This window comes from Streptomyces sp. NPDC014676 (assembly GCF_043084105.1).
In the GTDB taxonomy this organism is placed as follows: Bacteria; Actinomycetota; Actinomycetes; order Streptomycetales; family Streptomycetaceae; genus Streptomyces.
Map to the genome: position 1 here is coordinate 266,350 of NZ_JBIBZI010000006.1, position 16,374 is coordinate 282,723.

The window sequence follows — 16,374 nt, forward strand, 5'->3', positions numbered from 1 at the left end:
CGGGGGGCAGGCGGCTGACCAGGGGCCGACCGGTTAATGTGCGGTCCCGAACACCCGCCCGATGGCCCACGGGGGAGCTGTCGGGCGGGTGTTCCATACGTGGCACCACAACAGAGGAGCAAGCCTCATGAGCGACAAGACGAAGGACACGGAAGCAACTCCGCTGGACAACCACATGCCTGCTCCGCCGGCGGGGGAGGAAACCGTCACAACGCTCGACAACCACATGCCGAGCGAGCCGGTCGACATCACGACGCTGGACAACCACATGCCGGCCCCGCCCGCCCTGGACCTCGACGGCGGCAAGTAGCCGTCCTTCCCGCACGGGGAATCGGCCGCGGCGGCGCGGAGGGGGAGCCGTCGCGGCCGATGTGTGTCCGCGCGGGTTTCTGGTCAGCCTTTGACGCGAACCGTTCGAATCACTCGAACAACTGGCTGCGCCCGCCGTACTTTCACTTCCCGTACGGATCTGCTCTCCCGCCACAGGAGTCACAGCGACCCGCACCAAGAAGGTTCTCGCCACCATCGCCCCGGTCCTCGGCATCACCGGCGCCGTCACCAGCCCGACGCGGGCCGACCAGCACTCACCGGTGAGCCCGCCCGGCGTGCAGGCGAGGCGCGGACGCGTCCGCGAACCCCGCCCCACCTCCCAGCCGACGGCAGGTCGCCGACATGCCCGGCCCCCGCTTCTCTTCCGGCCGCTCGCTCGCTTCTCCCCCGTGCTGGAGCGGGCCGGGTCAAGGGTGGGCCGCAGGCCCATCGCCGAAGGCGACGCGACCGCAGGGAGCGCCCTTGACGCGGCCCGCGGAAGCACGACACTGACAAAGAAGCGAGTGGCCCGACGGCCACCTGTCGGTGGGCGTCCCCTGCGGTACGCCCCCGCTCCCGCTCTCGTGAGGGGTCCGCGTGAGTGTCGGGGGCGAGTGGCCCCACGGCCACCGGTGAACCCCGTCGGGTCAGGCGGCCGCCGGGGCGTACGTCTCCGGCTCGCACTCGGCCACTTGGGTCACGTCCGCATCGGTGCCCACGTTCACCCTGGCCGGCACCGTCTCGCCTCCCGGTACGGCGACGTCCTGGGAGCGGGTGACGACCTCCGCGCCGGTCGCGTCCTCGAACCTCACGGTGACGGTGAAGACGCCGTCCACGGCGTTCCGGTTGGTGACCTCGACCGTGGCGTACGGGGTCTCCTCCGAGGCGCAGTCCACCAGGTCCACGTCGGCGTCCTGCCCGGACGACGAGGCGCTCTCCTCGCTGCCCCCCGCGCCGCCGCCGGAACCGTAGTCGTCGTCATCGTCGTAGTCGCGGTGCGAACCGCCCCCCGAGCTCGACGACGAGTCGTGGTCCTGGCCGGAGCTGCTGCAGCCGCCCCCGCCCCCGTCGCCGCTGCCGCCGCCGTGGCCGCGGCCGGTCGAGAAACCGGTGAGGGTGAGGACGACGAGTGCCGAGACGGCTGTGAGCTTGAGTGTGTTCCCCCGGGAATTCATGGCCCTCAGGCTATCGATCTTCGTGTCACGAGCATGTCACCGTCCGGCGACCGTCGCGCACCCGGCGTGGCGACCGGTGCGGGAGCCGCGTGGGGGAGGTGGGAGGCGGCGGTCGTCCGCCGCCTCCCCACAGTCACCGCCTCACGTCGTCCGCGCCGTCCCCGTCCCCTTCTCCGCGTCCAGCGCGTACACGCAGCGGTCCTTGCTGCACGCGTACACCACGCCGTCCCGGACCACCGGGGAGCCGGTGATCTCGCCGCCGGTCGCCAGCTTCCATCTCAGGCGGCCGTCGTCGGCCTTGAGCGTGTACAGCAGGTGGTCGCTGGAGCCGAAGTGGATGCGGCCCTCGGCGACCGCGGGCGCGCCCACGATCTCGCCGCCGGACTGGAAGCGCCACTTGGGCGTGCCGGTGACCGCGTCCAGCGTGTACAGGCCCTTGCCGCTGCCCACGTGGACGTGGCCGGCGGCGACCAGGACCGGGTCGACCGAGGAGCGCGCCTCGGTCGCGATGCGCCAGCGGTCGCGGCCGTCGGTGGCGTCGAGGGCGTAGACCGTGCCGAGGTAGTCGGCGAGGTAGAGGCCGCCGCCGGTGACCGCCGGGCCGGGGACGAAGGCGGGCGGGGCGAGGAAGACCGCCGGGGCCTCGAAGTGCCAGCGGACGTGGCCGGTGGTGACCTCCAGGGCGAGGACGCGGGTGCCGGCGCAGACGTAGGCGTAGCCGTCGGGGGCGTGCGTCACGCGGACCGGCACGCCGCCGCAGGAGGCCGCGTCGCCGATGGGGTACGACCAGCGCTCGTCGCCGGTGCGGGCGTCGAGGGCGCGCAGGCGGGCGTCCTGCCAGACGTAGACCGTGCCCTCGTGGAGGGCGGGGCCGGCCTCGGGGGACTCGAAGTCGGTCTGGCAGCCGGTGATCTCCCACAGCTTCTGGCCGGTGGACGCCTCCCACGCCTGGACGCCGCCGCCGCGCGTACCGGTGACGACGGTGCCGCGGTCGGCCTTGAGGGAGTACACCCAGGCGTCCGTGGACAGCCGCCACAGGTCGCCGCCCTCGCGGGCGTCGAGGGCGAACAGGGTGGGTCCGTCGGAGGCGTGGATGCGGCCGTCGGCGACCGCCATCGACCAGGCGACGTCGCGGGTCTTGAAGCGGCGCCGGCCGGTGGCGACGTCGAGGGCGTGCACCTCGAAGGAGGTGACGTAGACGAGGTCGCCGTCGACGGCGGGGGTGCCCCAGACGTCGTTGGACATGCGGAAGCGCCACGGGCGCCAGCCGCCGGGCTGGTCCGGCGGCGCGGCGGGCGCCGCGGGTGCCGGTACGGCCGGGTCGGCGCCGTTGACGCCGGGGCGGGGCTTGGACCAGGTGGCGGCCAGGGCGGCGGCCGGCGGGGGTGCCTTGACGGCGGCCGCGCGCATGTCGGCGACGCGCGGGCCGGGTCCGATGGGCACCATCGCGCCCGCCAGCCGTACGGGGCCGGTGTCGGGGGCGCCCGTCGGCGCTCCCACCGGCGCGGGCATCGACGGGGGCGGCGGGACGACCGGGTCGTGCCGGGGCGGCGGAGGGACGTGGGGGCGGGCCCCGCCACCGGCGCTGCGGCCGGTTCCGGGCGCGGGCCGGACCGCCGTCCGGCCGCCCCGCCGCGTCTCGATCAGGGTCACCGCCCGCTCGGGCAGCCACGCCGACGCCGTACCGCTGTCGTCGGAGCCGGAGCCGAACAGGTGCGGGGCGAGCTGGGCCTGGAGGTCGGCCGGGTTGGGCCGGGCCGCCGCCTCCATCTGCATGCAGGCTTCGATGAGCGGGCGCAGCTCGTCCGGGAGTCCGTCGAGGTCCGGGCCCTCGCGCAGCAGCATGAAGACGGTCTCGACGGGGTTGGCGCCGTGGAACGGCGGATGTCCCGTGGCGGCGAAGACCAGCATCGAGCCGAGCGAGAACACGTCGCTCGCGCCGGTGACGCTGCGGGAGTCCTTGGCCTGCTCCGGGGACATGTAGGCGGGGGTACCGACGGCGACGTTCGTCATCGTCAGGCGGGTGTTGGAGACGCCGGAGGCGATGCCGAAGTCGATCACCCGGGGGCCGTCCTCGACGACGAGGACGTTGGAGGGTTTCAGGTCGCGGTGGACCAGTCCGGCGCCGTGGATCGACTGGAGCGCCTCCGCGACGCCCGCCGCGAGCCAGCGCACCGCCTGCGCCGGGAGCGGCCCGCACTCGTTCACTATCTCCTCGAGGGAGGGCGCGGGCACGTACGCGGTGGCCAGCCACGGCACGGCGGCGCGCGGGTCGGCGTCCACGACGGCCGCCGTGTAGAAACCGGAGACCGCGCGGGCCGCCTCGACCTCGCGCGTGAAGCGGACCCGGAAGAGCTGGTCCTCGGCCAGTTCGGTCCTGACCGTCTTGATCGCCACCCGGCGCCCGGACGCCGAGCGCGCGAGATAGACCAGCCCCATGCCGCCGGCTCCCAGCCGTCCCAGCACCTCGAACGGCCCGATACGCCGCGGATCGTGCTGTGTCAGCTGATCCACCACTTGCCTGCCACCTCCCCGTACGAGTCGCGCCACCACCTGTGCCCGCGACCGTAGTGCAGCGTCTCACCACCGCACCGCCGTGGCGGCACGCACCCCGATTCTTCCTGTCCGCGCCCCCGGTTGCGAACCGGCCGACAAATAGGGTGTCCAGGTTTTCATACGACACAGAGGGTGGAAACGGCTCAGCGGTTCATCGGTTCGGTGACTCAGCGGCGCAGCAGCGCGAAGGACGCCCCCTGATTGTCGGTGACCACGGCCGCCGTGCCGTAGGACGTCTCGAAGGGCGGAACCTGGACCCGGCCACCGAGCCGGACCACCTCCTCCATGGCGCCCCCGGGGTCCTCGACGGCGAAGTGGACGAGGAAGTGCGGCGGCATCTCGGCGGGGAAGACGTCGGAGACCGGCGCGCGGCCGAAGTCGGGATCGGCGTCCGGGCCGAACAGGGCGTCGTGGAAGAGACCGCCGTAGAAGGTGTTGGCCGCCTGGGTGTCCCGCGTGTACAGCTGCACCCAGGCGAAGGTGCCCGGCTCGTGGCGGCGCCCGAAGCCGGGGGTGCCGGTGCCCTGCCAGAGGGAGAACACCGCCCCCTCGGAGTCGGTGACGAGCGCGGTGACGCCCAGGTCGCCGAAGGGCCCCGGTGGGGAGACGACCTGCCCGCCGGCCGCGCGGATCCGCCGGCACAGCGCCCCGGCGTCCGGGGTGGCGAAGGACACCGTCCACACGGTGGGCAGCCGGCCGTCCGTCTTGTGCGCGAGGGAGGCGACGGGGGCGCCGTCCTTCAACGCCCGCACGGTTCCCTGGGGCTGGTCCTCGAAGGTCCAGCCGAAGAGCCCGCCGTAGAACCGCTTGCCCGCCTCCACGTCGGGCAGCTGCGCGTCCACCCAGCAGGGGGTGCCCTCCGGGTACTCCGACGCCCTGTGCCCCGATGCCCTGTTTTCGGCCATGCCGCCAAAGTAACCGCGTCGCCCGCAGGCCGCAGACCAGGCACACCATCCTCCGAGGGCCCGCACACCCCATTTGCAGTCGGCCGAATCGCGCTCGGATCACCCGTCGGTAAGCTGACGGCATGACAGGACAAGTGCGTACCGTCGACGGCCGCGTGGCCGGCCGGCGTGGGCAGGCGACCCGGCAGAAACTGCTCGACTGCCTCAGCGAGATGCTCAGCTCCTCCCCCTACCGGGACGTCAAGGTCATCGATGTCGCACGGAAGGCGGGCACCTCGCCCGCGACCTTCTACCAGTACTTCCCGGACGTCGAGGGCGCCGTCCTGGAGATCGCCGAGCGCATGGCCGCCGAGAGCGCCGGGCTGAGCGAGCTGCTGGAGGGCCGCTCCTGGGCAGGGAAGGCCGGCTGGCAGACGGCGCAGGAACTCGTCGACGGTTTCCTGGAGTTCTGGCGGGACAACGAGGCGATCCTGCGGGTCGTGGACCTCGGCGCGGCCGAGGGGGATAAACGTTTCTACAAGATCCGCATGAAGATCCTGAACTCCGTGAACAACTCGCTGGCGGACTCCGTCGCCGAGCTGCAGGCCAAGGGGCGGATCGACAAGGACGTGAACCCCGCGGCGGTCGCCGGCTCGCTGGTGGCCATGCTCGCGGCCGTCGCCTCCCACCAGAAAGGTTTCTCCTCCTGGGGCGTGAAGCAGGCGGAACTCAAGCCGAACCTGGCCCTGTTGGTGTACCTGGGGGTCACCGGCAAGAAGCCGCCGAAGTAGGCGAAACAGGCGCCCGGCGGTCCCCACCGACCGGCGCGCGGATTCGCGAGTCCTGTCAGACGGGCGGTGGTTCACTCCGGTGGGCCGCCGCCCGTCGCTTTCCGCGCGGTACGGGAACGAGGAACACGGCACCGCCCGAACGGTGTTGAGCTCCAGCGGGCCGTCCGCGAGCGGCCCCGAGTGACCGAGTGAACGTCCGACGCACACGCCGCAGGAGGAACCCGCGATGGCCCTGACCCGCGAAGAGCGCGAACAGTTCCTGGCCGAGCCGCACATCGCGGCGCTGGCGGTCGACGCGGGGGAAGGCCGCGCCCCGCTCACCGTGCCGATCTGGTACCAGTACGCGCCCGGCGGCGACGTGTGGATCATGACCGGCCCGGACTCGCGCAAGAACCGGCTGATCGGCGCGGTGGGACGGTTCTCGCTCATGGTCGACCGCGTCGAACCCACCATCCGTTACGTCTCGGTCGAGGGGCCGGTGCTCGACACCACCCCGGCCACGGTCGAGCAATTGCGGGAGATCTCCGCGCGCTACCTGCCGGCCGACAAGGTCGAGGAGTACGTCGACTTCGCCTGGAAGAACCACGGCGAGCAGGTCGTCGTGCGGATGCGGCCCGAGCGGTGGGTGTCCTCGGACCTCGGGTCGGTGTGAGCCCGCCGGACGCCCGACAATCGGTGCATGGAACCCGATCTCCACGAGCTGCTGAGGTCGCTGCGGGTGTGGGACCCGCGGATCACCGACCTGCCGGCGTTCGACCCGGCCGCCGCGCCCGCCGAGCCGCTGCCGCTGTTCACGCGGTGGTTCGCCGAGGCCGTGGCGGCCGGCCAGACCGAGCCGCACACCATGTCCCTGGCCACGGCGGACGCGCGCGGGCTGCCGGACGTACGGATCGTGATGCTGCACGGCGCGGACGACGACGGCTGGTCCTTCGCCACCCACGCGCACAGCCGCAAGGGCGGCCACCTCACCGCGCGCCCGTACGCCGCGCTGGCCTTCTACTGGCCGGTGCTGGGCCGCCAGGTGCGGGTGCGCGGGCCCGTCGAGGCGGCCCCCGCCGAGGAGGCGCAGGCAGACCTGCACGCCCGCTCCACCGGGGCGCTGGCGGCCGCGCTGACCGGCAGGCAGAGCGAGGTCCTCGGGTCGCCGGAGGAACTGGCACGGGCCTCGGAGACGGCATGGGAGCAAGCACGGCACGCACCGGACACCCCGGCCCCGTCCTGGACCCTGTACCGGCTGCGGGCGGACGAGGTGGAGTTCTTCCAGGGCGAGCCCCGACGACGGCACGTACGGCTCCGCTACCGGCGCGGAACGGAGGGCTGGGTCAGGGAGTCCCTGTGGCCGTGAGGCCCGGGGAGGGGCCGGGCGGGCCCGGATGAGGAGGACATGCGGACATTCGAACCCGCGATCCCCGCATGCGTGATCAATCCGCAACCAATTCCGGTCTTGACCGATACCCATCAACCAGGGGCGTGATTACGCTCGCGCTCATGGCCGACTCCTCCGACTCCTCCACGTCCGCGCAGCCCACCGCGCCGAACCGGGCGGACCGCCCCGTCTACGTCATCGGCGGCGGCCCGGGCGGACTCGCCGTCGCGTACGCCCTGCGCGCCCGGGGGGTGCGGGCCGTCGTCCTGGAGCGCTCCGACCGCGTGGGGGACTCCTGGCGGCGCCACTACGACCGGCTGCGCCTGCACACCACCCGGCGCCTGTCCGCGCTGCCCGGGCTGCCGATGCCGCGCCGGTTCGGACGGTGGCCGGCCCGGGACGACGTGGTCCGCTACCTGGAGAAGTACGCCGAGCACCACCGCCTGGAGATCGTCACCGGTGTCGAGGTCTCCCGGGTCGAGCGCACCCCCGACGGCACCGGCTGGCTGCTCCACGCCACCGGGGGCCGCGAACTGACCGGCGCGGCGGTCGTCGTCGCCACGGGCTTCAACCACACGCCCCGCGTCCCCGACTGGCCCGGCCGGGACACGTACACCGGCGAGTTCCTGCACGCGTCCGAGTACCGCGACGCCAAGCCCTTCGCCGGCCGGGACGTGCTGGTCGTGGGCGTCGGCAACACCGGTGCCGAGATCGCCGTGGACCTGGTGGAGGGGGGCGCCTCCCGGGTGCGCCTCGCGGTGCGCACCCCTCCGCACATCGTGCGCCGCTCGACCGCGGGCTGGCCCGCGCAGTACTCGGGGATCCTGGTACGCCGGCTGCCGGCCGGCCTCGTCGACCGGCTGTGCCGGGTCCAGGCGAGGGTGGCGCTGCCGGACCTGTCGGACCGGGGGCTTCCGCGTCCCGGCTCCGGGCTCTACACCCGGGTGCGGGAGGGGGCCATTCCCGTGCAGGACGTCGGTCTGATCGACGCCGTGCGCAAGGGGAAGGTGGAGGTCGTGGCCGCCGTGGAGGGGTTCGAGGAGGGCAAGGTCGTCCTGGCGGACGGGGATCGCGTCGGTCCGGACGCGGTCGTGGCGGCCACGGGGTACGCGCGCGGTCTGGAAGGGCTGGTCGGCGGGCTCGGTGTCCTCGACGACCGGGGCAGACCGGTCGTCCACGGCGGACGCGCCCCGGCCGGCGCGCCCGGCCTCTACTTCACCGGGTTCACCAATCCGATCAGCGGCAACCTCCGTGAACTGGCGTTGGACGCGCAGCGGATCGCGAAGGCGGTGGTCCGCGCGGGGGGAGTCTCCCGACTCCCCGACTGACTGCGGGCAAGTCGTGCCTCCCCCAGTGCCTTGAAGGCCCCCAGGGCGATGGGGGCACCTCCCGCTCGAGCGGAGCCGAGAGTGGGGGAGGCACCCCGCGAACGCCGGGCCGCGCAACACCCCCGTCCCACCCCGGCCCCGGACCCTCAGGCGACCGCCGTCGCGAGCGGAGCCCCCGCCCGCCGCCGGATCACCAGCGCCATCAGCGCCGCCGCCGCGCACAGCGCCCCCGACGCGATCCAGACCACGTCGTACGACCCGAACCTGTCCCGCGCGGCACCCCCGAGGAAGGCGACGACCGCCGCGCCCACCTGGTGCGAGGCCAGCACCCACCCGAACACGATCGGACTGTCCTCGCCGTAGTGCTCACGGCACAGCGCGAGCGTCGGCGGCACGGTGGCGACCCAGTCCAGCCCGTAGAAGACGATGAAGAACAGCATCGGCGGATGCACACTCGGCGCCAGCAGGATCGGCAGGAACAGCAGCGAGATCCCCCGCAGCGCGTAGTACACCGCGAGCAGCCGGCGCGCGTCGAAGCGGTCCGTGAACCACCCGGACGCCACCGTCCCGACGACGTCGAAGACGCCGATGACGGCCAGCAGGGACGCCGCGGTCGTGACCGGCATGCCGTGGTCGTGGGACGCGGGCACGAAGTGGGTCTGGATCAGCCCGTTGGTCGAGGCGCCGCAGATCGCGAAGCTCCCGGCGAGCAGCCAGAACGGCCCCGTCCGCACCGCCGAGAACAGCACGGTCAGCGCACGCCGGGCAGCCCCCGGAACGGGTTCCGGCTTCGGCACGAACTCCTTTGCCCCGTACGGCTTCACACCCACGTCGGCCGGATGGTCGTGCAGCAGCAGCCAGACGAACGGGACGACGGCCAGCGCGGCGAGCGCCACGGTGACGGCCGCCGGCCGCCATTCGTACCGCGAGACGATCCAGGACAGCAGCGGCAGGAAGATCAGCTGCCCGGAGGCGGACGCCGCGGTGAGGATGCCGGTGACCAGCCCCCGGCGCTCGGTGAACCAGCGGTTGGTGACGGTCGCGGCGAAGGCCAGCGCCATGGAACCGGAGCCGAGCCCCACCAGCAGACCCCAGCACAGCAGCAGTTGCCAGGGCGCCGTCATCCACACCGTCAGGCCCGAGCCGAGCGCGATCACGCTGAGGGCGACCGCGACGACCTTCCGGATGCCGTAGCGGTCCATCAGCGCCGCCGCGAACGGCGCGGTGAGGCCGTACAGCGCGAGGTTCACGGAGACCGCCGCGGCGATGGTCCCGCGCGACCAGCCGAACTCTTGGTAAAATTTTGGGGCACTCAGCACGGTGAGCAGGAACAAGGGGGGCACGACAGGTGGACGTCACCATCTACGTACGACTCAGCCTCGATCAGCACGGCGACGAGTTGGGCGTTCAGCGGCAGGAGGCCGAGTGCCGGGCCTACGCCGAAGCCCGTGGCTGGACCGTACGCGAGGTGATCGCGGACAACGACATCAGCGCCACCTCGGGCAAGGTGCGACCCGGGTTCGAGCGGCTGTTGGCGTCCAAGCCGGACGCGATCCTCTGTTGGCACACTGACCGGCTTGTACGCAAGACGGAAGACCTGTTGCGAGTGATCGCACTCGGGGTCAACGTTCACGCCATCCACGCTGGACACCTTGACCTGTCGACTCCGGCCGGTCGGGCCACGGCCAAGACGGTCACGGCGTGGGCGGAGTACGAGGGTGAGCAGAAGGCGCTGCGACAGAAGGCGTCGAACCTTCAGGCGGCAAGGAACGGCACGCCACACAAGACAGGCCTGCGACCGTTCGGATACGCCGACGACTACGTGACCGTGGTCGAGGCCGAGGCGGAAGCGATCCGCAAGGGCGCCGAGATGGTTCTTCAGGGCGAGACCCTGGCGGCTGTCGCTCGCTTCTGGACCGACCTCGGTCTACTCGCTCCCCGCTCGTCGTCCGGCACGGCGAAGGGCGAGGCGAAGGGGTGGGGTGTGGGCGGGGTGAAGAAGGTGCTCGTCTCCCCTCGGTACATCGCACAGGCCACCTACCACGGCGAAGTGGTGGGCGCGGGCCAGTGGCCCGCGATCCTGGACGAGGTGACTCACTACGCCCTCGTGTCGGCACTGACGAACCCCAAGCGCTTCACGGGTGGTGCGCGTACCGGTTCGGCCCCTCAGACCCTGCTCGCCGGACTGGCTACCTGTGAGCGCTGCGGGGAGACCGTGCGAGGCGGCATGTACCGAGGGACGCCGGTCTACCGCTGCGGACAGAAGCACGTACGCGTGCCCCGAGAGATGGCCGACAAGCGAGCCGGTAACGCCGTCCTGGCGCGGCTCGTCTTCCCCGACTTCCTGCCCTGGGTTCTCGCCGCTCGGCAGGAGCAGGGGGATGACTCGGCCCACCTTCACCAGGAAGCTCAGACCCTGCGGGAACGGCTCGACGGGTTGGCCGTGTCCTACGCCTCCGGGGCCATCACCCTGTCGCAGATGACAGCCGGTACCGAGGCAATCCGGGCCAGGCTCGACGAAATCGACGAGAAGTTGTCCGGTGTCACCGGTCTGCCCCCGATCGACCCCGTGTCGGGCATTGCTGGCCTGATTCAGGACTGGCCGAACACGCCGCTCCCCGTCCGTCGAGCGTGGGTCAAGTTCGTCACCACGATCACGATGCACCCCAACGGCTTCAAGAAGGCGGCGAAGATGACCGTGGACGACTACATGACCGTGGAGTGGAACCACACCGCCGACGAGACCGACGCGTAGCCTGCCTCGCTCGACTGCCCCGCTCTCATCCCGAGGGCGGGGCTTCGTCATGCAGGATCAGAAGGGCGGCGGCTCTTGCCCTGCTTCTTGGAGCCGGTCGGCCAAGCTGTCGTAGTCGAAGTCCACCGGCAAGGGAGACGCGTACGCGTCTCCGAACCAGCGTCGACGCTGTTCCTCTTGCCTGACCTTGCCAAGGTCTACGAAGGACAAGGTGGGGGCCGAAGGCCCCCCAAGGGAGCCAGCCCCTTCGTCTTCCTGCTGGGGCCCGCTCACGCGGCCCACCTTCGCCGGCTGCTTGCGCTCTTCGTCTTCACCCTGTCGGCCCCCTGCCGGGGGCCGCTCTTCGCCTACCGGCTTGCTCTTCGCCGCTGGCTCCTCACTCCTACCGCCGTCGCTCTTGAGGGTATGTAGGTTGTATGGCTTCTCAGCCATACCCCCCTGCTTCGGCAACGTGAGCCGGTAGATCACCGGACCGTCCGGCACCTTGCCTGTCTTCGTGAGCCAGCCAACTTTACGCAGCCTGCCGACGATCTTGTTGACCGTCTGCTCTGGAGCCTTCCCGCCGTAGCCGAGTTCCCTGGCGATGGTCCCGTTGGACGGGCACACGTTCTCGCCCGTCTCGTAGTCCGCGTACAACGCCATGGCGACGCCGACCAACTTCTCTGCGTGCTTCATGTTCGAGCGCACCAGCGCACGACGCCATACGTGTTCCTGTATCTCGGGTCTCCCTTCCTCGGCGACAGCATCCGTCCCGCCATCATCGCGGGGGACCCGAAATGTACAGGGCATGGAAGGAAAAGCGCAGGTCACTGCATGTGAGGCACCTCTCAAAATGAGGCCGTGCAGGGACTCACCCTCGCTACGCTGGTGCGATGGTCAACGATCACGCCGGCGACATCGGTCTCCGCTTCGCTCTCCAGGTCACCGGCTTCGAGCTGGCTACCGAACCGCCAGCCCCGGACACACCACTGGCGCGCATCCTGAACTACGCCGACGAGCACGGATACGAGGATCTGACTGACGAACACTTCGACATGGCCAAGCTGGGCCTGCTCTGAGCATCCCTACATTTCGCCGGTGACGATGATGTAGCTTTCTTCAATCCCCCAGGCTGTGAATCACCACGATGTCCTTGTCGCACCCCGCACAGACCCGCTTGCTGTAGTTCGGGGGAAGTTCGCCCCGTGGGTGGAATTCCTGATGGCAATGCGGGCAGGCCAGTACCAGCTTGCGGCACTTCTTGCACCGAGCAACTGCCCCGTGTTGAGTTTCATGCAGTGTCGCGAGCATTCGCCCAAAGAACACAGCCATCCTCACCACGCCGCGTGTGGTCACCATGGCCTGTAGCTTGTGATCCCAGCTGTTTGGGGCAACAAAGTCGGTTGACTGGCACGAGGGGCACAGGGTCGGCCACTCGGTAACCTCACCCTCGTACATGATCGATTTTTCAGTCCTCGTCATCGTCGCCTCCGTAGCCACACTCCCCCTCTTCCGACCCCGGACACTTCGCTCACGCGCATCCTGGCCTACGCCGCCAAGCACGGGTACGAGTACCTGACCGACGAGCACTTCCAGGCAGCCATTGAAGGACACCTCTGATCCCGCTTGCACTGCCGTCGCCGTGGAATCAAGGCGAAATGTTTTTCCATCACCACCACTTCGGCCCTGGTGGGTCGTAGTTCGACACCAGTATGGGCTGGTCACACTTCATGCAGACTCGACTGGTGTATACCGGGGGCAGTTCACCAGTCGGATGGAATTCCTGATGGCAGTGCGGGCAAGCAAGGACCGGCTTACGGCATTTCTCACACCGGGCAAGCGCTCCGTAGAAATTATTGGGCCCCGCTGTTGCCATCCATCGTCCGACACTCGCCGCGAACTTGATCCAGCCGCGTGTGGTTACCGCAGCTAGGAGCTTTGATTCTCCGGTACTCGGAGCGACAAAGCTGGTTGACTTGCACGACGGACACACGGTCGGGTTTTCGATTGTGCCGTCAATGGTCTTCTCTCTTTCAGTCATCCTCGTCTCCGTAGTCGTATTCCTCCTCTCCCAGCCCGGACACCGCTCGCGCGCATGCTGACCTTCGCCGCCAAGCGCGGGACCGACGCGCTGACAGAGGAACACTTCCGGGCGGCACTGGAAGGCACCGACTCTGATCACCCCTGCCAGGGCCACTCATGACGCACCACAATGGTCTGATCACACTTCATGCAGATCCGCTTGCCGCCGTCTGGGGGGAGCTCACCGGGTGGGTGGAATTCCTGGTGACAGTGAGGGCACGCAAGCACTGGCTTGCGGCATTTCTTGCATCGGAGAAGCCCGCCACGGAGCTCTTCCCCCATCGCTGAAGACATCCGCACGAACGCTGCCACCATCTTGTTGAAGCCGCGCGGCGTCACGAGAGCCTGGAGTTTCGACTCCAGACTGTTTGGAGAGACGAAGCTGGTCGACTTACACGACGGACATACCGTCGGGACCTCGGTGGCCTGATTGCTGCCCGTCGATGTCTTACTCATCGTCGTCCCCGTCGTCGTATTCCTCCTCGTATTCCTCCTCCGACTCCTGCTCCGCCTCGGCGACTGGAGCATGAGGGTTCTCGCCCTTCACGTAATCTGACGTGCTGGTGTACCCCTGGCCGGCAGCATCCACAGTCACTTCGGATTCAGATCGCGTCGTGTCGTAGTTGGATGCGGGCTTTCCTTGGGAGTCAGCCGACGTGTATTCGGTCCCCATCATGTCCACCCCTCTCGCATTTGACGCTTCAACGGATGGAGGCGGGCCAATACAGTCACAGTAACTCCGCACTCGGGCGGGCGCCTCTGGCCGGCTGACCTCAAACGACCCTGAAACCGTGGCGAAATCTTGGCCACCAAGACACGGCGGTCGAGCACGGCCCTTCAGGGGTCATACCCCACCCCCTTCCGTCATCGCCCTGTATGGCGGCTGTGCGAGCCGTCGCCCACCGTGGACATGGAACAACGTTGCAGCACCTTGACCTGGACTGTAAGTTTTTCCACGGAAATACTTACATGATCATGGAGGGGGAGCCATGAAGCTCGTTGCCTACATCCGCGTATCCGGGGCCGGACAGGTCTCGGACGGCTACGGCCTGGACGTACAGGAGAAGGCCGTCAAGGCGTGGGCCAAGGCCCACGGTCACCGCATCGTTCATATGTCGCGTGATGAGGGCGTGTCTGGTGCGACCGAAGCGCTCGACCGTCAGGGCCTGTCGGAAGCTCTGCTGCTCATCAGGGAGGGCAAGGCAGAGGGGTTGCTGATACCTCGACTCGACCGGTTGGCCCGTGCGCTCACGGTGCAGGAAGCCACGCTTGCCGTGGTCTGGCGTGACGGGGCGAAGGTCTTCACCGCCGACGGTGGAGAGGTCCACCAAGACGACCCTGACGACCCGATGCGCACGGCCATGCGGCAGGTCATCGGCGTATTCGCCGAACTCGATCGGCGCATGGTGGTCAAGCGTCTCCGGGACGGGCGTGCGGCCAAGGCAGCCTCCGGCCGGAAAGCTGTCGGTGCGTACGCCTACGGCTTCCACGGGGACGGAGAGGGGCGAGAGCGCGACGCTGCACCCAACCCCACGGAGCAGACCGCACAGGCCCGCATACTCGAACTGAGGGCGGAGGGAATGAGCTACCGGGCCATCGGCGTGCAGCTCGACGCTGAGGGCCTGCCCCCGCGCAGAGCCGCGAAGTGGAGCGCCATGACGGTTCGCTCCGTCTGCCAAAAAGCCGGGGTGTCCTGAGACAGGCGCACAGCCGCGCGGTCAGGTCGCCAAGGCACGGACAAGCATCGTGCCCACAGCCTTGCCCTCTGGCGGGTCGATCAGAGACACGCGCACGTCAGAGAAGCCGTGCCCCGTCAGGATGCGACTCCACTCATCCGGAGTGCGGTCGTGCCGCAGTCCGGCTTTGGCATGCATGGGCCCCTGGCTTCCTGGGGGCAAATGTGAGAAGGCCAGGATGCCGCCCGGGGCCATGCGCGAGCGGATCAGCGGAAGCAGGGTGTCCGGATCGACGAACCACACGGCACCAAAGATCGAGAGCACGACATCGAATGCCTCGTCCGTCTCGTTCAGGAACGCCGTCGCCTCCGCCGTACGGAACTCAAGGCCCGGTAGGTGGCCCCAGCGCTCCCGGGCGACCGTCTCGCGGGCGGGGGCGATGTCTACCCCTTGACCGGTCGCGCCGAGCGTCACGAGGTGCGCAAGGTTACTGCCGCTCCCGGAGCCGAGTTCCAGCACCCGGCGTCCGGCCACGGAGCCCAGAAGGCTCTCGTTAGGCCCGTGCTCAGCGTACTGGGTCCAGTTCAGCCAGGTCGTGTCACCCTTGGCGTTCACCGTCCTGCGTGGCTTGCTCCCGACCGCGTACCTGTCCCAGGACTCAGCCAATGACATGCGGTGATCCTTTCCGGCGTGAGGGGCCCGCCCCCAACGTACGGGGACGGGCCCTAACTCACATGCCGCTCACTACTACTTGGGTGAGTCGTGGCACCCGGCGTGGCATTGGTTGCAGTCGGCAGCGTCCTCCATGCCCCAGAGGGCGGGGTCGATCTCGAACCCGGCTGCCTTGATGGCCTTGATCGTCTGTTCCAGCACGAGCGGGCCGCCGGTCTTGGGGTCGTGCCCGTCCCGCGTCACCTCCTCGTCGGTGACGCACAGGACTCCGACCGCCGTCCCCGGAAGCTCCGGAACGTGGTGGATGTACCGGCCGAAGTGCCGGCTGGTGAAGTGGTGGTACGGGATCGAGTCGAGCATGAACGAGTGCCACGCCTCGTCCACCTGCTTGGACGGGCCCATGAGAAGGTCCGGGTTCTCGCCGCATGTGACCAGGTAGGCGATGGCCTGTCCGAACTTGGCCTCTGCCAGTTCGCGTGTGTTCTCCGGGTTGCGGAGGAGGAGAGCTACCTCCCGCTCCCACACGTCCGGGGTGACGTACGCCTTCGGGTCGCGGATCACTACTGCCGTGCTCATGCTGGCTTGCCTCCACGTAATTGGGGGTCCGTGGTGCTCCGGTCATGTCGCCCACCCCTGCACTTGGCGCACAGGCACGGCGGCATCAGGCCAGTAGCGAGGGGTTCCCCGCCCTCACCCTCGTACAGGGTTCGTGGCTTTGTCTGAGTGCCGTCGGCTCTCACCGTGTAAGCGCTGATGCGGATGGACATGACGACCATGTTCCGGATCGATCACGACCATTGC

General features: G+C 69.5%; 17 protein-coding genes. 8 read left to right on the plus strand and 9 right to left on the minus strand.

Going from position 1 to position 16,374, the window contains the following annotated elements; all coding sequences use genetic code 11:
* Positions 1 to 127 precede the first annotated feature (127 nt).
* A complete protein-coding gene (locus ACF1DX_RS19280; protein ID WP_391792367.1) occupies positions 128 to 310 on the plus strand; it encodes a hypothetical protein in 183 nt (60 codons plus the stop codon).
* Between the two features lie 646 nt (positions 311 to 956).
* Here the strand turns inward: ACF1DX_RS19280 and ACF1DX_RS19285 are convergent.
* The 3 genes from ACF1DX_RS19285 to ACF1DX_RS19295 all read right to left on the minus strand — a co-directional run bounded on the left by ACF1DX_RS19285 (position 957) and on the right by ACF1DX_RS19295 (position 4,945).
* Entirely contained in the window at positions 957 to 1,484 is a 528-nt protein-coding gene (locus tag ACF1DX_RS19285; RefSeq protein ID WP_391792368.1) for a hypothetical protein, read from the minus strand.
* Positions 1,485 to 1,625: 141 nt separating this feature from the next.
* Positions 1,626 to 4,001, minus strand: coding sequence for a PQQ-binding-like beta-propeller repeat protein (locus tag ACF1DX_RS19290; protein WP_391792369.1), 2,376 nt, complete (start codon positions 3,999 to 4,001; stop codon positions 1,626 to 1,628).
* 206 nt (positions 4,002 to 4,207) lie between these two features.
* Positions 4,208 to 4,945 carry a VOC family protein gene (locus tag ACF1DX_RS19295; RefSeq protein ID WP_391792370.1) on the minus strand — a complete coding sequence of 246 codons (738 nt, stop codon included), beginning with the start codon at positions 4,943 to 4,945 and terminating at the stop codon, positions 4,208 to 4,210.
* Positions 4,946 to 5,079: 134 nt separating this feature from the next.
* On the opposite strand from ACF1DX_RS19295, the gene ACF1DX_RS19300 reads away from it, so the two are divergent.
* The 4 genes from ACF1DX_RS19300 to ACF1DX_RS19315 all read left to right on the plus strand — a co-directional run bounded on the left by ACF1DX_RS19300 (position 5,080) and on the right by ACF1DX_RS19315 (position 8,409).
* Positions 5,080 to 5,715 carry a TetR family transcriptional regulator gene (locus ACF1DX_RS19300; protein ID WP_391792587.1) on the plus strand — a complete coding sequence of 212 codons (636 nt, stop codon included), beginning with the start codon at positions 5,080 to 5,082 and terminating at the stop codon, positions 5,713 to 5,715.
* Positions 5,716 to 5,941: 226 nt separating this feature from the next.
* Positions 5,942 to 6,367, plus strand: a complete 426-nt coding sequence (locus tag ACF1DX_RS19305; protein WP_391792371.1) for a pyridoxamine 5'-phosphate oxidase family protein — start codon at positions 5,942 to 5,944, stop codon at positions 6,365 to 6,367.
* A 27-nt stretch (positions 6,368 to 6,394) separates the two neighbouring features.
* Positions 6,395 to 7,060, plus strand: a complete 666-nt coding sequence (locus ACF1DX_RS19310; RefSeq protein ID WP_391792372.1) for a pyridoxal 5'-phosphate synthase — start codon at positions 6,395 to 6,397, stop codon at positions 7,058 to 7,060.
* Positions 7,061 to 7,203: 143 nt separating this feature from the next.
* A complete protein-coding gene (locus ACF1DX_RS19315; protein ID WP_391792373.1) occupies positions 7,204 to 8,409 on the plus strand; it encodes a flavin-containing monooxygenase in 1,206 nt (401 codons plus the stop codon).
* A gap of 146 nt (positions 8,410 to 8,555) precedes the next feature.
* Here the strand turns inward: ACF1DX_RS19315 and ACF1DX_RS19320 are convergent, their stop codons facing one another.
* Positions 8,556 to 9,752 carry an MFS transporter gene (locus ACF1DX_RS19320; RefSeq protein ID WP_391792374.1) on the minus strand — a complete coding sequence of 399 codons (1,197 nt, stop codon included), beginning with the start codon at positions 9,750 to 9,752 and terminating at the stop codon, positions 8,556 to 8,558.
* Positions 9,753 to 9,757: 5 nt separating this feature from the next.
* Here ACF1DX_RS19320 and ACF1DX_RS19325 point away from each other — a divergent pair, with 5 nt between their 5' ends.
* Positions 9,758 to 11,164, plus strand: a complete 1,407-nt coding sequence (locus tag ACF1DX_RS19325; RefSeq protein ID WP_391792375.1) for a recombinase family protein — start codon at positions 9,758 to 9,760, stop codon at positions 11,162 to 11,164.
* Between the two features lie 57 nt (positions 11,165 to 11,221).
* On the opposite strand, the gene ACF1DX_RS19330 is transcribed toward ACF1DX_RS19325, so the two are convergent.
* Positions 11,222 to 11,839 carry a hypothetical protein gene (locus ACF1DX_RS19330; RefSeq protein ID WP_391792376.1) on the minus strand — a complete coding sequence of 206 codons (618 nt, stop codon included), beginning with the start codon at positions 11,837 to 11,839 and terminating at the stop codon, positions 11,222 to 11,224.
* Between the two features lie 197 nt (positions 11,840 to 12,036).
* Between ACF1DX_RS19330 and ACF1DX_RS19335 the strand changes: the two genes are divergently transcribed.
* The gene (locus ACF1DX_RS19335; RefSeq protein WP_391792377.1) at positions 12,037 to 12,222 is read left to right on the plus strand and encodes a hypothetical protein; all 186 of its coding nucleotides are present in this window, start codon (positions 12,037 to 12,039) and stop codon (positions 12,220 to 12,222) included.
* Positions 12,223 to 12,262: 40 nt separating this feature from the next.
* On the opposite strand, the gene ACF1DX_RS19340 is transcribed toward ACF1DX_RS19335, so the two are convergent.
* Together ACF1DX_RS19340 and ACF1DX_RS19345 are read right to left on the minus strand one after the other, a co-directional pair.
* Positions 12,263 to 12,625: a hypothetical protein gene (locus tag ACF1DX_RS19340; protein ID WP_391792378.1), complete on the minus strand. Its 363-nt coding sequence runs from the start codon at positions 12,623 to 12,625 to the stop codon at positions 12,263 to 12,265.
* 1,048 nt (positions 12,626 to 13,673) lie between these two features.
* Positions 13,674 to 13,901: a hypothetical protein gene (locus ACF1DX_RS19345; protein ID WP_391792379.1), complete on the minus strand. Its 228-nt coding sequence runs from the start codon at positions 13,899 to 13,901 to the stop codon at positions 13,674 to 13,676.
* A 313-nt stretch (positions 13,902 to 14,214) separates the two neighbouring features.
* Between ACF1DX_RS19345 and ACF1DX_RS19350 the strand changes: the two genes are divergently transcribed.
* The gene (locus tag ACF1DX_RS19350) at positions 14,215 to 14,922 is read left to right on the plus strand and encodes a recombinase family protein (RefSeq protein ID WP_391792380.1); all 708 of its coding nucleotides are present in this window, start codon (positions 14,215 to 14,217) and stop codon (positions 14,920 to 14,922) included.
* A 21-nt stretch (positions 14,923 to 14,943) separates the two neighbouring features.
* Here ACF1DX_RS19350 and ACF1DX_RS19355 read toward each other — a convergent pair whose 3' ends face one another.
* Positions 14,944 to 15,573, minus strand: coding sequence for a class I SAM-dependent methyltransferase (locus ACF1DX_RS19355; RefSeq protein WP_391792381.1), 630 nt, complete (start codon positions 15,571 to 15,573; stop codon positions 14,944 to 14,946).
* Between the two features lie 75 nt (positions 15,574 to 15,648).
* The gene (locus ACF1DX_RS19360) at positions 15,649 to 16,149 is read right to left on the minus strand and encodes a glycine-rich domain-containing protein (protein WP_391792382.1); all 501 of its coding nucleotides are present in this window, start codon (positions 16,147 to 16,149) and stop codon (positions 15,649 to 15,651) included.
* Positions 16,150 to 16,374 lie beyond the last annotated feature (225 nt).

Coding starts and splice junctions, on each gene's coding strand:
- ACF1DX_RS19305 (WP_391792371.1), top strand. CDS start 5,942: ATGGCCCTGACCCGCGAAGAGCGCGAACAGTTCCTGGCCGAGCCGCAC.
- ACF1DX_RS19355 (WP_391792381.1), bottom strand. CDS start 15,573: ATGTCATTGGCTGAGTCCTGGGACAGGTACGCGGTCGGGAGCAAGCCA.
- ACF1DX_RS19335 (WP_391792377.1), top strand. CDS start 12,037: ATGGTCAACGATCACGCCGGCGACATCGGTCTCCGCTTCGCTCTCCAG.
- ACF1DX_RS19285 (WP_391792368.1), bottom strand. CDS start 1,484: ATGAATTCCCGGGGGAACACACTCAAGCTCACAGCCGTCTCGGCACTC.
- ACF1DX_RS19360 (WP_391792382.1), bottom strand. CDS start 16,149: ATGAGCACGGCAGTAGTGATCCGCGACCCGAAGGCGTACGTCACCCCG.
- ACF1DX_RS19345 (WP_391792379.1), bottom strand. CDS start 13,901: ATGATGGGGACCGAATACACGTCGGCTGACTCCCAAGGAAAGCCCGCA.
- ACF1DX_RS19295 (WP_391792370.1), bottom strand. CDS start 4,945: ATGGCCGAAAACAGGGCATCGGGGCACAGGGCGTCGGAGTACCCGGAG.
- ACF1DX_RS19315 (WP_391792373.1), top strand. CDS start 7,204: ATGGCCGACTCCTCCGACTCCTCCACGTCCGCGCAGCCCACCGCGCCG.
- ACF1DX_RS19330 (WP_391792376.1), bottom strand. CDS start 11,839: ATGAAGCACGCAGAGAAGTTGGTCGGCGTCGCCATGGCGTTGTACGCG.
- ACF1DX_RS19310 (WP_391792372.1), top strand. CDS start 6,395: ATGGAACCCGATCTCCACGAGCTGCTGAGGTCGCTGCGGGTGTGGGAC.
- ACF1DX_RS19350 (WP_391792380.1), top strand. CDS start 14,215: ATGAAGCTCGTTGCCTACATCCGCGTATCCGGGGCCGGACAGGTCTCG.
- ACF1DX_RS19280 (WP_391792367.1), top strand. CDS start 128: ATGAGCGACAAGACGAAGGACACGGAAGCAACTCCGCTGGACAACCAC.
- ACF1DX_RS19340 (WP_391792378.1), bottom strand. CDS start 12,625: ATGACGAGGACTGAAAAATCGATCATGTACGAGGGTGAGGTTACCGAG.